This is a genomic window from Lactobacillus sp. UMNPBX4 (genome assembly GCF_002554115.1).
GTDB lineage: Bacteria > Bacillota > Bacilli > Lactobacillales > Lactobacillaceae > Lactobacillus > Lactobacillus gallinarum.
Genome location: NZ_PCZF01000043.1, coordinates 1 through 13,913, shown reverse-complemented (window position 1 = coordinate 13,913; position 13,913 = coordinate 1). Strand labels below are relative to the sequence as shown.

General features: G+C 36.4%; 14 protein-coding genes. 3 read left to right on the top strand and 11 right to left on the bottom strand.

Annotated elements, in window-relative coordinates; all coding sequences use genetic code 11:
• Positions 1-58 precede the first annotated feature (58 nt).
• From CP355_RS07960 to pth, 5 genes are all read right to left on the bottom strand, one after another.
• Positions 59-421, bottom strand: coding sequence for a S1 RNA-binding domain-containing protein (locus tag CP355_RS07960; protein ID WP_098044290.1), 363 nt, complete (start codon positions 419-421; stop codon positions 59-61).
• Complete coding sequence (locus CP355_RS07955) at positions 421-798, bottom strand: septum formation initiator family protein (RefSeq protein ID WP_087176683.1); 378 nt, start codon at positions 796-798, stop codon at positions 421-423. Before CP355_RS07955 ends, CP355_RS07960 begins: the two co-directional genes overlap by 1 nt.
• Before the next feature lie 66 nt (positions 799-864).
• A complete protein-coding gene (locus tag CP355_RS07950) occupies positions 865-1,107 on the bottom strand; it encodes an RNA-binding S4 domain-containing protein (RefSeq protein ID WP_011254102.1) in 243 nt (80 codons plus the stop codon).
• 11 nt (positions 1,108-1,118) lie between these two features.
• On the bottom strand, positions 1,119-4,616 hold the full coding sequence (gene mfd / locus CP355_RS07945; RefSeq protein WP_098044289.1) for a transcription-repair coupling factor: 3,498 nt from the start codon (positions 4,614-4,616) through the stop codon (positions 1,119-1,121).
• A 1-nt stretch (position 4,617) separates the two neighbouring features.
• Positions 4,618-5,175: an aminoacyl-tRNA hydrolase gene (gene pth / locus CP355_RS07940; RefSeq protein WP_025005282.1), complete on the bottom strand. Its 558-nt coding sequence runs from the start codon at positions 5,173-5,175 to the stop codon at positions 4,618-4,620.
• A 133-nt stretch (positions 5,176-5,308) separates the two neighbouring features.
• Here pth and CP355_RS07935 point away from each other — a divergent pair, with 133 nt between their 5' ends.
• Together CP355_RS07935 and cbpA are read left to right on the top strand one after the other, a co-directional pair.
• Complete coding sequence (locus CP355_RS07935; RefSeq protein WP_098036840.1) at positions 5,309-6,280, top strand: L-lactate dehydrogenase; 972 nt, start codon at positions 5,309-5,311, stop codon at positions 6,278-6,280.
• A gap of 173 nt (positions 6,281-6,453) precedes the next feature.
• Positions 6,454-7,161: a cyclic di-AMP binding protein CbpA gene (gene cbpA / locus CP355_RS07930; RefSeq protein ID WP_025005284.1), complete on the top strand. Its 708-nt coding sequence runs from the start codon at positions 6,454-6,456 to the stop codon at positions 7,159-7,161.
• A gap of 52 nt (positions 7,162-7,213) precedes the next feature.
• On the opposite strand, the gene CP355_RS07925 is transcribed toward cbpA, so the two are convergent.
• From CP355_RS07925 to CP355_RS07900, 6 genes are all read right to left on the bottom strand, one after another.
• Positions 7,214-7,783: a TetR/AcrR family transcriptional regulator gene (locus tag CP355_RS07925; protein WP_098044291.1), complete on the bottom strand. Its 570-nt coding sequence runs from the start codon at positions 7,781-7,783 to the stop codon at positions 7,214-7,216.
• A 249-nt stretch (positions 7,784-8,032) separates the two neighbouring features.
• Positions 8,033-9,163, bottom strand: coding sequence for an alanine racemase (gene alr / locus CP355_RS07920; protein WP_087176686.1), 1,131 nt, complete (start codon positions 9,161-9,163; stop codon positions 8,033-8,035).
• Positions 9,164-9,165: 2 nt separating this feature from the next.
• Positions 9,166-9,522: a holo-ACP synthase gene (gene acpS, locus CP355_RS07915; RefSeq protein WP_025005287.1), complete on the bottom strand. Its 357-nt coding sequence runs from the start codon at positions 9,520-9,522 to the stop codon at positions 9,166-9,168.
• An 82-nt stretch (positions 9,523-9,604) separates the two neighbouring features.
• Entirely contained in the window at positions 9,605-11,098 is a 1,494-nt protein-coding gene (locus tag CP355_RS07910; protein ID WP_098044288.1) for a DEAD/DEAH box helicase, read from the bottom strand.
• Positions 11,099-11,109: 11 nt separating this feature from the next.
• Positions 11,110-12,477 (bottom strand): UDP-N-acetylmuramoyl-tripeptide--D-alanyl-D-alanine ligase, encoded by a 1,368-nt coding sequence (murF, locus tag CP355_RS07905; protein ID WP_098044287.1) that lies wholly within the window; start codon positions 12,475-12,477, stop codon positions 11,110-11,112.
• A 126-nt stretch (positions 12,478-12,603) separates the two neighbouring features.
• Positions 12,604-12,849, bottom strand: a complete 246-nt coding sequence (locus CP355_RS07900; RefSeq protein WP_014918203.1) for a type B 50S ribosomal protein L31 — start codon at positions 12,847-12,849, stop codon at positions 12,604-12,606.
• A gap of 185 nt (positions 12,850-13,034) precedes the next feature.
• Here CP355_RS07900 and CP355_RS07895 point away from each other — a divergent pair, with 185 nt between their 5' ends.
• Positions 13,035-13,868, top strand: coding sequence for a Cof-type HAD-IIB family hydrolase (locus CP355_RS07895; RefSeq protein WP_098044286.1), 834 nt, complete (start codon positions 13,035-13,037; stop codon positions 13,866-13,868).
• Positions 13,869-13,913 lie beyond the last annotated feature (45 nt).

Below are 13,913 nucleotides of genomic sequence, written 5' to 3'. Positions count from 1 at the left end.
GTCCAAATGGACTTTTTATTTTTCTAAAGTGTTCAATTTGATTTTACAATCGGCGTTTTTAATTTTTATTCAAAACCTTTTTTAATTCATCAATTTTCTTTTTAGCATCTCTACTTACTTTGTTCAAAACCTGATCAAATTCTGCAGGTTTAGTATCAGAAAATTGATTATCATGATCAACTAAATCAGGATCATTTACGCGTGCAATTGACAGATTAAATCTGCCTCTATTGACATGCACGACAACAACGCGAACCTTTTGGCCTACTTGATATTGACGCCTTTCTCGCGCCCAATTATTACCAAAATCACTGTGATGAACTAATCCTGAATGTCTATTAGGCAATGTAACAAAAATACCTAAATCGGTAATGTTATTAATCACCCCGGTTACCCGGTTACCGGCTTGATACTTCTTCATTAATCATTATCATTTCTTTCGTGCACGTTATAAACATTTTCATTTGATTTAGAATAATAAAACTTATAACGAATTAATTTAGCAACGTAGTTTGGATCATCGAGATTCTGTCTCTTGGTCTTTAAAGTTTTAGCTATTTTCTTAACTTTAGCCAATCCTCGTTTTTCAACTTGTACTTGATTGTTAATACGCTTTGTTTGTGAAACTTTAATTGTAATTTGAATACCCAAAATCACAAATATAATAGCAAAAACAGCAACAATTCTATTTAATCGAATGCGATGAACTCGTTTTTCGATTTTCGCTTGCTTACGAAGTAGCTTCTCTCTCTGAGCTTCTGGACTTAACGAATTGTAAATATGTGGACCATGATTCATTTTTTTATCCTCTGTTATAACAAATATCGTTTACGTTAAGTATAACAACGATTTATGGGAAAGTCATCAATCAACTAACTCGTAAAGTTCACTTGCTTCAGCCTTTTTAGTGGTTTCGCGAATATTCAAGACCTTGGCTTTAATTACTCGCGCACCGTAACCAATTTCAATAATATCATCGATTTTTACATCGTAACTGGACTTAACTACTCGTCCATTAACTTTAATTCGGCCTTGATCTGCCATTTCCTTAGCAACAGTTCTTCTCTTAACTAATCTTGAAACCTTTAAAAATTTATCAATTCTCATAATTTATACCTCTATCTTTGCACTATTTCGCTGGCAGCCTCTAAGAACGTAGTTAATTCATTAAACAAAACTCGATTCTTCATCTTATCAGGCAGTTGCAGCAAAACAACCATTCTTTTTTCTTGATTCATGCTAATACGTGCTTTAAGACTTACGTGTTCTAATGCTCTGAAAATATTAGGTCCTTCTAATTCCTGTGAAGCAGCATTATTAAACTCAACCTTAATAGTATTATTATCTTTTTTCAGTACATTTAAGACTTGAGCTAGATCAGCATCTACCTTTAACCCAGCTACAGCAAGTAAATTCTCAACAGCTGCTGGATAATCACCAAAGCGATCAATTAGTTCATCTTCAATTTTATCTAATTCTTCCTGATTATTGACTGCTTTAATCTTTTTGTAAAATTCGATTTTTTCTTCTTGGTCGCCAATATATGAATCTGGAATATAGGCTTCAAGTTTTAAATCAATCTCTGCATTTGACTTCTTAACTGTCTTCTTACCCTTACGCTCTTTAATTGCATCGCTAAGCATTTGTGAATACAAATCATAACCAACACTATCAATAAAGCCGTGCTGCTGGGCTCCCAGCATATTGCCAGCTCCTCTAATCGACAAATCACGCATAGCAATCTTAAAGCCTGACCCTAATTCAGTAAAATCGCGGATTGCATCTAGGCGTTTTTCACCAACTTCGGTTAAAACTTTGTTAGGCTGGTACAGAAAATATGCATAGGCAAGTCTGGCACTACGACCGATTCTCCCTCGCAGCTGATAAAGCTGGCTCAAACCATAGTGATCAGCATCTTCGATAATCATCGTATTAACATTAGGCATGTCGATACCCGTTTCAATGATGGTCGTCGTTACTAAAATATCAAATTCACGGTTCAAAAACCGATACAAAATGTCTTCCAATTGATTTTGACTCATTCGTCCATGAGCACTAGCAATCCGCGCATTCGGGATTAATTGTTGCAGCTTTTCCACAGTTTCATCGATATCACTAATTCGATTATGTAGGTAAAAGACCTGTCCATCACGCTGCATTTCACGCAAACATGCATCCCTTACTACGCTTGGAATTTGTTCCATCACATAAGTTTGAATTGGATATCTATTCTGAGGCGGAGTTTCCATCACAGATAAATCGCGCACCCCAACCATCGACATATGCAAAGTTCTAGGAATTGGCGTAGCAGTGAGAGTCAACACGTCAATATTAGCCTTTAACTGCTTTAGCCTTTCTTTATGCTTAACGCCAAAGCGCTGCTCTTCATCAACTATTAACAATCCAAGATCTTTAAATTCAACATCCTTTGATAACAGTCTGTGGGTACCTACGACTAAATCAATTTTTCCTTCCTTCAGTCCCTCAATAATCTCCTTAGATTCAGCTGGAGTTTGAAAACGAGAAAGCATCGCAGTATTAACAGGAAAATCTTTGAAACGATCTTGAATAGTTTCATAGTGCTGCTGAGCCAAAATAGTTGTTGGCACTAAAAAAGCTACTTGTTTATTATCCTGAATTGCTTTAAAAGCCGCCCTTAAAGCTACTTCTGTTTTACCAAAACCAACGTCTCCTACAACTAGACGATCCATCGGTTTCGGCTTTTCCATATCTTCCTTGATTTCTTTAATTGAACGTAACTGATCCGGAGTCTCTGCATATGGAAAGGCATCTTCGAATTGTTTTTGCAAATCGTCATCTGGTGAAAAAGCAAAACCTTTTTCCGATTCGCGCTTAGCATAAAGCTCTATCAAATCATCAGCAATATCTTCAACCTTAGATTGGACCTTACGCTTAGTTTTAGCCCATTCACTACCACCAAGTTTGTTAATATGAGGCGTCTTTCCTTCAGAAGCCACATACTTTTGTACCAAACTAAGCTGATCTGCTGGTACAAATAATTGATCGCCATGTTGATAGGTGATGGTAATGTAATCACGCTTAACGCCATTATTTTCTAGTGTTTTAATTCCTTCAAAACGACCAATACCATGATTAACATGGACAACATAATCCCCTGGCTTTAACTCAGTATAATTACGTAATCTCTGAGCATTTTCCAGAGTTTTGATTCTCTTTTTACGCTGTGGACGCTTGTTAAAAAGTTCGCGTTCGGTCAAATAAACTAACTTCACCGAAGGTAAACTAAAACCGCTGGTATAACCCGCTACTACGATTTGCGATTTACCTTCTGAGATTTCATTTTTATCTACAATTGGCAAGTTTAGACCAAAGTCGACCATTGTTTGATCGATTTGTTTAGCTCTTTTCGCATTATCTGCTTGTAGTACAACTGTTTGACCAGATTTTTGATACGACTCAAGTTCTGACTTAATTAGGGGCATTTGACTAAAGAATTGTTCTGGTTCACGCGTTTGCCAATTGAGCATCTGTCCCAAACGAATTCGTCCCATACTGCGCTGGAAAAGAGAGAAATATATTCTATGGTGCTTATCTTTAGTTAATACTTGATCAAAATCACTGCGCAAAGTTTGCTTCGGCAGCATTGCACCAGTTTTTAGTTCATCACTAATAAAAGCTGCATTTTGCTTATCTACAGTCTCTACCGCTTGTTTGATTAAAGGCAGATCATCAATCAAGATTTGACCATTTTTATCTAAATATTCTAATAAGCTACTTGGCTTTTTAATTAAATAATCCACCAAAAAGGCATAATTATCTGGTAATCCACCTGCATTCAAAGCATCGAGTGCCACCGTAAAGTGATCTTTGACTGCCTTATCCGGTGCAGGTGCATCCCCCATATCTTTTTCTATTGCTTTTGCCGCAGCTTCAATAGCTTCACTAGAAAATACTCGATCTTGAGCTGCAGAAATTTCAACACGATCAATTTCTTTTTGACTACGCTGAGTTGCTAGATCAAATTCCTTGATCGTATCAATTTCATCACCAAAGAATTCAATTCTTACTGGATTCTCTCTGTCTAAAGGATATACATCTAAAATATCACCACGAATAGCAAATTCTCCTGGCCGAGCAACTAACGCTTCTTTTTTATAGCCCAAACTAACTAGCCATTTATTTAAGTCAGTTAATTCGTATTCTTTGCCAGGTTCAAAATCTTTCTTAGCTTGAGCAAATTCGTCAGGAGCAGACAATTTATATTGCAAGCCCTGCGGTGTAGTTACTACAATCCCAGCTTTTTTACTTAATAAAAAGTTAAGTGCCTCAATCCGATTACTTAACTCATCTGGTGAACTGACTGCCGTTTGTGTAGCAATAGTGGCATCTACAGGAAAGATTTGTACACTATCATCAGGTAGAATTGCACTTAATTCTCCGTATAAATTCTGAGCCTTATTTTCATTTTCCTCTACTAAAATAAGTGGAGCATCTAACTCAGTTACGATTTGTTTTAAAAGTAGACTAAAAGCACCGGCATTAGCGCCAGTGATTAGTGAATTCTTTACTTGTTTAGTCTTTGCAATAAAATTATTTAAGTCTTGATCTTCTTTTAATATTTCTGTTAAACGCATTTTAATTATACTTATTCATTAAATATTGACTATCGCGGCCTGCAATAAAGTCATCGATAATCTTTACACTTGTATCAAATGCATTATCCATTAATTTTTGTTGCTCATCGTTAAATGGCGTAAGCACCCATGAAACAACTGTCGTGTTCTTAGGATGACGAATCCCAATCTTTAAGCGATTAAACTTTTCTGTTCCTAAGTCTCGGATAATGCTTTTAATTCCATTATGGCCACCGCTCTTACCATTAGCTCTAATTCTAATTTTGCCGATTGGCATATCCATATCATCTTGAATAATCAAAACGTCTTCTGGGTCAACTTTAAAGAAATTAGCAATTTGGCTAACTGAACGCCCTGATTCATTCATATAAGTTTGAGGTTCAAGCAAAATTACATCCTCACCATTAATTTTTTGCTTAGTCCAATGTCCTTCAAACTTATCTTTGTCCAAAGATAATCCTTTTTCATTAAGATAGTGATCCATAGTCATAAAACCAGTGTTGTGCTTGGTTTTATCGTACTTTTGACCTGGATTACCTAAACCTGCAATTATTTTCATTATATATACCCCTCATTACATCATAATCCTACATATAATAGCACAATCAGCAAATAATAATTTTATTAATGCCTGCTATCATGGTATAATTTCTTTGTTAAAATTATCACTAATAAAAAGGAGATTTATTGTTATGGCAAGAGAGGAAAGACCTCGTAAAGTTATTTTAGTCGGTGATGGTGCTGTAGGTTCTACCTTTGCATTTTCAATGGTACAACAAGGTATCGCTGAAGAATTGGGTATTATTGATATTGCTAAGGAACACGTTGAAGGTGACGCAATCGATTTAGCTGATGCAACTCCTTGGACTTCTCCAAAGAACATTTACGCAGCTGACTACCCAGATTGTAAGGATGCAGACTTAGTTGTTATTACTGCTGGTGCTCCACAAAAGCCAGGTGAAACTCGTCTTGATCTTGTTAACAAGAACTTGAAGATTTTATCATCAATCGTTGAACCAGTTGTTGAATCAGGTTTCGAAGGTATTTTCTTAGTTGTTGCTAACCCAGTTGATATCTTGACTCACGCAACTTGGAAGATGTCAGGTTTCCCTAAGGATCGTGTTATCGGTTCAGGTACTTCACTTGACACTGGTCGTCTTCAAAAGGTTATCGGTGAAATGGAACACGTTGACCCACGTTCAGTTAACGCATACATGCTTGGTGAACACGGTGATACTGAATTTCCAGCATGGAGCTACAACAATGTTGGTGGCGTAAAGGTTAGTGACTGGGTTAAGGCTCACGGTATGGATGAATCTAAGCTTGAAGACATCCACAAGGAAGTTGCTAACATGGCTTACGACATCATTAACAAGAAGGGTGCTACTTTCTACGGCATCGGTACTGCTTCAGCAATGATCGCTAAGGCTATCTTGAACGATGAACACCGTGTACTTCCACTTTCAGTACCAATGGATGGTGAATATGGTTTACACGATCTTCACATCGGTACTCCAGCAGTTGTTGGACGCAAGGGTCTTGAACAAGTTATTGAAATGCCATTAAGCGATAAAGAAAAAGAATTAATGACTGCTTCAGCAGATCAATTAAAGAAGGTTATGGACAAGGCCTTCAAAGAAACTGGCGTTAAGGTTCGTCAATAATTCTTAAATTAGTTCATTAAAAGAGCATCTTTTCTTAGGAAGAGATGCTTTTTTATTTCACTAACTATTGTTAAAATATATTTGATTACTTTAGCTAGTCTTTAATTAATATTTAATTAACATACTGATTATGCTATAATTACTTGAAACATTTTCAATTTGGAGGCGAACTCATGCTTATTAAATCTTTAGTTATTAAGAAAGATTACTTAACAACAGTTAATGAAAAAGCCACATTAGCAGAAGCATTGGATATTCTGGAGAAATCTGGATATAGATGTGTGCCTATTGTAGATGACACTGGCACTATTTTCCGCGGTAATATTTATAAAATGCACATTTACCGCCACAAATCTCAAGGCGGAGACATGAATTTACCAGTAACTTACTTGCTTAAGAACGCTACTAAGACAATTAAGGTAAATTCTCCATTCTTTAGAGTATTCTTTAATATCAAAGACTTGCCATACATTGCTGTTCTTGATGAGGATAATCATTTTTATGGTATTCTTACCCACTCAAGATTATTAGACATGTTATCAGACGCATGGGATGTTAAAAATGGTTCATATGTTTTAACTGTTTTATCCGATAATGCACGCGGTAACTTAATTAAAATGTCTAAGATCGTGTCAAAACATACTAATATGTCTAGTGTAATGACACTTGATGCTGCAGCTGGAGAACTTGAAGGAGACTTCGTAAGAAGAACCTTGTTTACCTTACCTGCAGGCGTATCCGACATCACAATGAAGACCATTGTAGATAAATTGCAAAAGAAAGGTTTCGTTGTTTCTGAAATCGAAGATTTGCAAGCCGGTATGACTATCATGAGCGATGAAAATCCTGGTGTCTTCATCGAACATCCACATAAAGATTAAAAAACATATAAAAAAGCCTCTGACTTAATTAAAAGTTAGAAGCTTTTTTGTATTATTTCATCAATCCCAAAAATTGTAATGGAGTTCGAGTCAAATAGCCCGCAATATAACGACGCATATCAGCTGGAGACAACTCATCATTATATTTAATTAATTGCAATACCACATTAATGATACTAATATCAAAGATTCCTAAAACCATATCTGGTGGAATTGTTTGCTCTTGTGCCAAAATCGCCTTATAGTTTGGATTCATCATTTCCATTCGAATGGCAAATTCTTTATTGGCATATTCAACCATCTTATTAAAAAAGCGGATGTCTCCATTATCTGAAGTTAAAATTTCAAGTTTATCTTTATTTTTCAAAAAGAAAGAGATTGAATTTTTAGAAATATTCTCTGCTACTTTTATCAATTCATCTTGAGACAAAACATGATCGATCCCATTAACAGCTTCACGATCCGCGAGTAATGCTTTATTAAATTCAGCTAGGATGTTATCTTCAACTGCTAATAATAAGGCGTGTGTGTCCTTATAGTATTGATAAAAAGTACGTGAACTGATATCCGATGCTAAAATAATGTCTTTAACTTTGATCTCATTAAAAGCTTGTTCTTTCATACATTGCAACAAAGCCTTTTTCAAATTACTTTTTGTTGTTTGGGTTCTAATATCCAATATATTTCACCTTGTTTATTATTAAAAAAACATTTTACTATTTATCTATAGCTTTTAAATTCTCAACACAATGTGCAAGTTTAATATATTTTAGCATGAACATATCACAATTAATACCCTAAGTTATTTATTTTTTAACCAAAAAAAGCCGAAATTACGAAAAAATAATCGTGATTTCGGCTTTTTCATTTACTATTTTTCATAATAAACACGTGGTAACCGATCATTCAGCAAGCAAGCAACTTCATAGTGAATTGTATCAACATAATCAGCTGCCGCCTTAATATTGTTTGGATCAGCTGGGTTATTTGAAATAATCACTACTTTGGTACCAACTGGCATTTTCTTTGGCATTTTAACCATAAATTGATCCATACAAATACGTCCCACAATCGGACAATATTCATCGCCAACTTTTACCTTAAAACCTTGATACTTTCTAATCCAACCATCGGCATAACCAACAGGGACAGTTCCAATAACTGTATCTTCTTCAGCCATGAAGGTAGAACCATAGCCTACTCCATCACCTTTATGAATAGTTTTAACATGTGTTAATTCACTTTCAAATGATAAAGCAGGTTCTAACTTAATTGCAGAAGTTAAATCTGGAGAAGATGGATTTGAAGATGGATTTAAGCCATAGATTCCAATTCCAAAACGAACCAGATCACTCTTGATACCTTCATGAAAAATACTTGCTGCAGTATTATCAACATGAATCCATTTAGGTTTAACAGTTAATAAACTCTTCATATGCTTGAATTTCTCGCATTGATGCTTGAAATAAGTCTCATCAGCGCTATCTGCAGAGGCAAAATGGGCAAACATCCCTTCAATAAAGAAGTTATTATTATTTTCCAAGAACTTATTGGCTGCAATAAATTCATCATCTTCATTGAAACCAATTCTACCCATACCAGAATCAATCCCTAAATGAATCTTTAATTGCAAGTTTTCTTTTGTTAAATATTTTTCAGCGTCTTTTAACCACTCTAAATTAGGTACTGTCAATGAAACATTATTTACAGCAGCAATTGGTGCATATTCAGGAGAAACTACTCCCAAAACCAAAATAGGCTTAACAATATCAGCACGGCGCAATTCCAATGCTTCATCTAAAATGGCAACACAAAATCCTGCTGCTCCTTCTTCCTCAGCAACCTTTGCCACTTCGACTGCACCATGACCATAGCCATTAGCCTTAACTACAGCCAGCATCTTTTGATTTGGTTCAAGGTGCTGCATTTCATTCTTAATATTTCTTCTAATTGCACCTAAATTTACTTTTACAACGGCTGGACGATGATAGCCTGGAACCATTTTTATTTCTCCTCTAATACTACAAACGTAATAATTTCATGATTATCATGTGTGATACTTGGGAAAATATTTCCATCAAACTTAGTTGAAGTCATCACTGGATGCCCCAAATCATCCCATAAAGTTTCCACATCTTGAAAACCTACGTATTTGCCTAAGCCTGTTCCCATAGCTTTAGAAAAAGATTCCTTTAATGAAAAACGACCTCCGAGATATTCAACTTTTCTTTTGCCTTTCATCTTTTGATACTGGGCAAATTCCTTTGGAGTCAAAACCTTCTTAGCGAAAGAATCTCCTTTTGCCACGATCTTTTTAACACGTTCAACTTCAATTGAGTCAATCCCTACACCTTTAATCATCGTTTCTCACCTCACACAATGACATCATTATAATACAAAAAAGAAGTTGCAAAAATTACAACTTCCTTTTTAGTCTAAAAAATTAATCTTTTTTATTCTTAATTACGAATTCATGTCCATTGCCACGTCCACGACGACCGCGATTACCGTTGTGACGGTAATTATTATTGTTATTGCGACGGCGTTGATAATTGCCATGTCCACGACCATGATCATTACGTCCTCGGCGGCCACGACCATGACGACCATCGCCCTTGTATGGCAAAGGCTTTTCTGGCGTAATCTTAACCTTAATTTCTGTTGAATCCTTAGCTAAGTTCTTAAGAAAAGCAGCTACTAAATCAAGAGCTGAATAGTTATCAAGAAGTTCACTAGCATCTTGAGTATATTTACCCAAATCACCATTCATCAAATCTTCGATTTCAGCCTTAGCTTGCTTTAATTGACCGCGAAGTGCTTGATCATCTGTTGGTGGACGAAGTGGTGACATCTTTTTCTTAGTAAGTTGTTCGATAGTTCTCATGTAGCCAATTTCATTTGGAGTTACAAAGGTTACTGAGATACCATTTTGTCCTGCACGCCCAGTTCTACCAATACGGTGAACATATGAATCTGGATCTTGAGGAATATCGTAGTTATATACGTGAGTTACCCCTGAAATATCCAAACCACGTGCTGCCACATCAGTAGCAACTAAAATATCCAACTTACCTTCACGGAATCGCTTCAAGACTGCCATACGACGCGCCTGAGATAGATCTCCGTGAATACCTTCAGCATTATAGCCACGTGCTTGTAATCCGCGTGTAAGCTCATCTACACGACGCTTCGTACGACCAAATACTAAGGCTAAATCTGGACCTTGGACGTCAATTAAACGACACATAATATCGAACTTTTCGGATTCCTTAGCACGAACAAAGTATTGATCAATTAAATCAGCTGTTAATTCCTTAGCCTTAATTTGAACAATAGCAGGATCCTTCATGAATTTTTCACCAATTCGTAAGATTGGCTTAGGCATCGTAGCACTGAAAAGCAAAGTTTGCTTGCGTTTTTTAGCATACCTCAAGATGCTTTCAATATCTTGGATAAAGCCCATATCGAGCATTTCATCTGCTTCATCCAAAACTACTGTATTAACTTTATCTAAATCAATTGTGCCACGTTTTAAGTGATCTAATAACCGACCTGGTGTACCGACCAAAATTGATGGTACGTGGTGCTTTAATGAACGAATTTGACGGCCGATATCTGCACCACCATAAACCACTTGGACATGAGCATGTTCATCACGACCCAAGCGGAATAATTCTTCTTGTGTTTGAATAGCAAGTTCACGCGTTGGTTCGATGATAATTGCTTGGATTGCTTTTTCTTTTTTATCAATGGATTGTAAAATTGGCAAACCAAAAGCGGCAGTTTTACCGGTACCAGTTTGTGCTTGTCCAATTACATCCTTTCCTTGTAAAGCAAGTGGAATAGTTTGTTCTTGGATTGGGGTTGCTTCTTCAAAACCTGAGCGTTTAATCGCTTTAAGAAGCGCATCGTTTAATCCTAATTCTGAAAACTTCAAAAAATTTTCTCCTATCTTAGTCGGACTAAGACATTTTCAAGGTGCATCCCGTGTGAACCCTTTAATACGATAATGTCGTCCGGCTTAATGTCATTTTTAAGATCATTAATCATATGATCCATTTCATCTTGAGTATAATAATGTAAATTCTCTGGCTCATATTTATCTTGCAAAGCATCGTATAAATTCTTCATTTCAGAGCCATACAAGTACACTTCATTTATGATTTGTGGGTCTAAAGTATCACTTAATCCAGCATGAAGTTCTGGTGATTTTTCACCTAGTTCTAGCATGTCGCCAAGTACAGCAATTCTGCGACCGCCGTCTTTAACTTCAACTTGACCAAAGCTGGTAACAACCGCTCTAACAGCAGTTGGATTTGAGTTGTAAACATCACTCATAATCGCTTCACCAGCATCGCCCTTTTCCCATTCCATACGGTTAGCAGTTGGCTTAAAGTTAGACAATGATGACGCAATTTCTTCATCGCTTTCACCAAAATGATGACCTACGCTAATTGCAGCCATTGCATTAGAAACATTATGCTTACCAATCATTGGAATTGAGAATTTTTGCTCTGAGTCATTGATTGTAAAGGTAGCGTGGTGCATGTAGCTCTTGAAGCCAGTTGCATGTACTGTATCTTCATCTCTAAAACCAAAAGTGGCCTTAGCTTGATCCAGCTTTTTAGCACGTTCTTGCAACAATGGTTCATCACCGTTATAAATGAATTCACCATCTTCACGTAAAAAGTCGGTGATTTCCATCTTAGCGTCAGCAATTTTGTCGCGACTGCCAAAGAATTCAATATGAGCTTCACCAATCATAGTAATGACAGCTACATCCGGATGAGTTAATTCACTTAGGTGGTGCAGCTGACCTGGTCTATCCATACCCATTTCAAGGACCAAAATTTCAGTATTTGGTTTCATTTCAAGAATGGTCATTGGTACACCAATTTCATTATTAAAGTTAGCTTGTGTCTTATGTACGTTAAAACGCTTAGATAAAACTGCAGCAATCATATCCTTAGTAGTGGTTTTACCATTAGAGCCTGTAATACCTACTACAGTTGGATTAACCTTGCGTAAATAATAACGCGCCAAATCTTGCATAGCAGTAAGAGGATTATCTACTTCAATTACTGTGATATCTTCGGGCTTATTTGGATGGCCTTTCTTCCACAACGTAGCAGAAGCACCATTGCTAACGGCACCCGCTAAAAAATCATGTCCATCACGTTCACCTTCAAGCGGTACAAATAAACCACCAGTTGTGATCTTTCTGGAGTCAAAGGCAACAGAAGTAATAATAGTTTTGTCGTCGCCTTCACAAGTAGTATTTAAAGCCTTGGCAATTTCAGCCATTTGCATTTTCATTGAATCTTTACTCCCATAAAAACATTTTTATACAGAAAACATTATACTGTCTTTCAAGCATTCTGCCAAATAATCTAATGAAGAAAAAAAGCAGCCCCAATGGGACTGCTTCCACCAGACAAAGGTTTACTTCTTCAAGCCATACTTCTTGTTGAACTTTTCGATTCGACCATCTGCTTGAGCAAACTTTTGCTTGCCAGTGTAGAATGGGTGTGAATCTGATGAAACTTCAACACGTACTAATGGGTAAGTTTCGCCTTCGTAGTCAATAGTTTCTTCTGGCTTCAAAGTTGAACCAGCTAAGAACTTAGCACCAGTTGCTGAGTCCATGAAAACTACTTTTTGAAAATCTGGATGAATACCTTGTTTCATAATTTATTACTCCTTTGCCATGACCATATTACAGATCATAGATTAATCGATTAACGTAAACTAGAATAACATCTTCAAGTAACTAATTCAAGACATTTTTCACAGTATGAAACTAATATGTAATGTAACCTCTTACAATGAGTGCTAAACTAATAGCAGAATTTATTTTGAATGAGGTAATTTAGATGAAAGATCTTCCTTTTAAAGCTGTTGCAGTAGATGTCGATGGCACATTTGTAAATGATGAAAAGAAATATGATCATGAAATGTTCGGTGAAATTTTATACCGTTTACACAAGCACGGTGCTCACTTTATTATTGCCAGTGGACGACCAGCAGGACGATTAGAAGCAGATTTCGGTGATTTTACTGATTCCGTCGATTTTGTTGCTGATAATGGTGCGGTTCTTGTGCGCGATGGCAAGATCATCCGTACAACAACTTTTTCTAAAAAATGTATTTTAAGTCTAGTTGATTATTTGCATCTGCGTTATCCTGGAGCAGTCCAAAGCACATTAATCAGCGGCGTTAAGCATTCATACTTTTTAAAAAGTACGCCGGCTCAATTTAAACGATCACATCATTATTTCTATCCTAATAGTATTGAAGTTGATGACTTTAATCAGATCCCTGAAGATGATCAATATACTAAAGTTACGGTCGATTATCCTAGCAAGGTTCGACGAGAATTAGAATATGGATTCAATAGCAGAAGCGTTGAAAAAATTCACGTTACAACTAGCGGCTGGAACTATATGGACATTATTCCCTATAATGTTAACAAGGCTAACGGCCTTAAAGAATTTCTTGCTTACCTAGACGTCTCTCGAACTCAATTAATTGCATTTGGCGACGGCGAAAATGATATTGAAATGCTCAAATTAGCTGGATTAAGTTATGCCATGGAAAATGGTCAAGATAGCGTTAAAAAGATGGCTAAATTTATTGCACCAAGCAACAACGATAACGGTGTTTTTAAAGTATTAACCAAATATTTAAACGAAGCACAAATAGAGTAGAGGGAGTTTAATTCTCGCCCCTCTCATTGCACCGGACGTACGGTT

Bases quoted from the DNA above. Each gene is read 5' to 3' on its own strand.
- CP355_RS07960 (WP_098044290.1), bottom strand. From the start codon at position 421: ATGAAGAAGTATCAAGCCGGTAACCGGGTAACCGGGGTGATTAATAAC.
- CP355_RS07955 (WP_087176683.1), bottom strand. From the start codon at position 798: ATGAATCATGGTCCACATATTTACAATTCGTTAAGTCCAGAAGCTCAG.
- CP355_RS07950 (WP_011254102.1), bottom strand. From the start codon at position 1,107: ATGAGAATTGATAAATTTTTAAAGGTTTCAAGATTAGTTAAGAGAAGA.
- mfd (WP_098044289.1), bottom strand. From the start codon at position 4,616: ATGCGTTTAACAGAAATATTAAAAGAAGATCAAGACTTAAATAATTTT.
- pth (WP_025005282.1), bottom strand. From the start codon at position 5,175: ATGAAAATAATTGCAGGTTTAGGTAATCCAGGTCAAAAGTACGATAAA.
- CP355_RS07935 (WP_098036840.1), top strand. From the start codon at position 5,309: ATGGCAAGAGAGGAAAGACCTCGTAAAGTTATTTTAGTCGGTGATGGT.
- cbpA (WP_025005284.1), top strand. From the start codon at position 6,454: ATGCTTATTAAATCTTTAGTTATTAAGAAAGATTACTTAACAACAGTT.
- CP355_RS07925 (WP_098044291.1), bottom strand. From the start codon at position 7,783: ATGAAAGAACAAGCTTTTAATGAGATCAAAGTTAAAGACATTATTTTA.
- alr (WP_087176686.1), bottom strand. From the start codon at position 9,163: ATGGTTCCAGGCTATCATCGTCCAGCCGTTGTAAAAGTAAATTTAGGT.
- acpS (WP_025005287.1), bottom strand. From the start codon at position 9,522: ATGATTAAAGGTGTAGGGATTGACTCAATTGAAGTTGAACGTGTTAAA.
- murF (WP_098044287.1), bottom strand. From the start codon at position 12,477: ATGAAAATGCAAATGGCTGAAATTGCCAAGGCTTTAAATACTACTTGT.
- CP355_RS07900 (WP_014918203.1), bottom strand. From the start codon at position 12,849: ATGAAACAAGGTATTCATCCAGATTTTCAAAAAGTAGTTTTCATGGAC.
- CP355_RS07895 (WP_098044286.1), top strand. From the start codon at position 13,035: ATGAAAGATCTTCCTTTTAAAGCTGTTGCAGTAGATGTCGATGGCACA.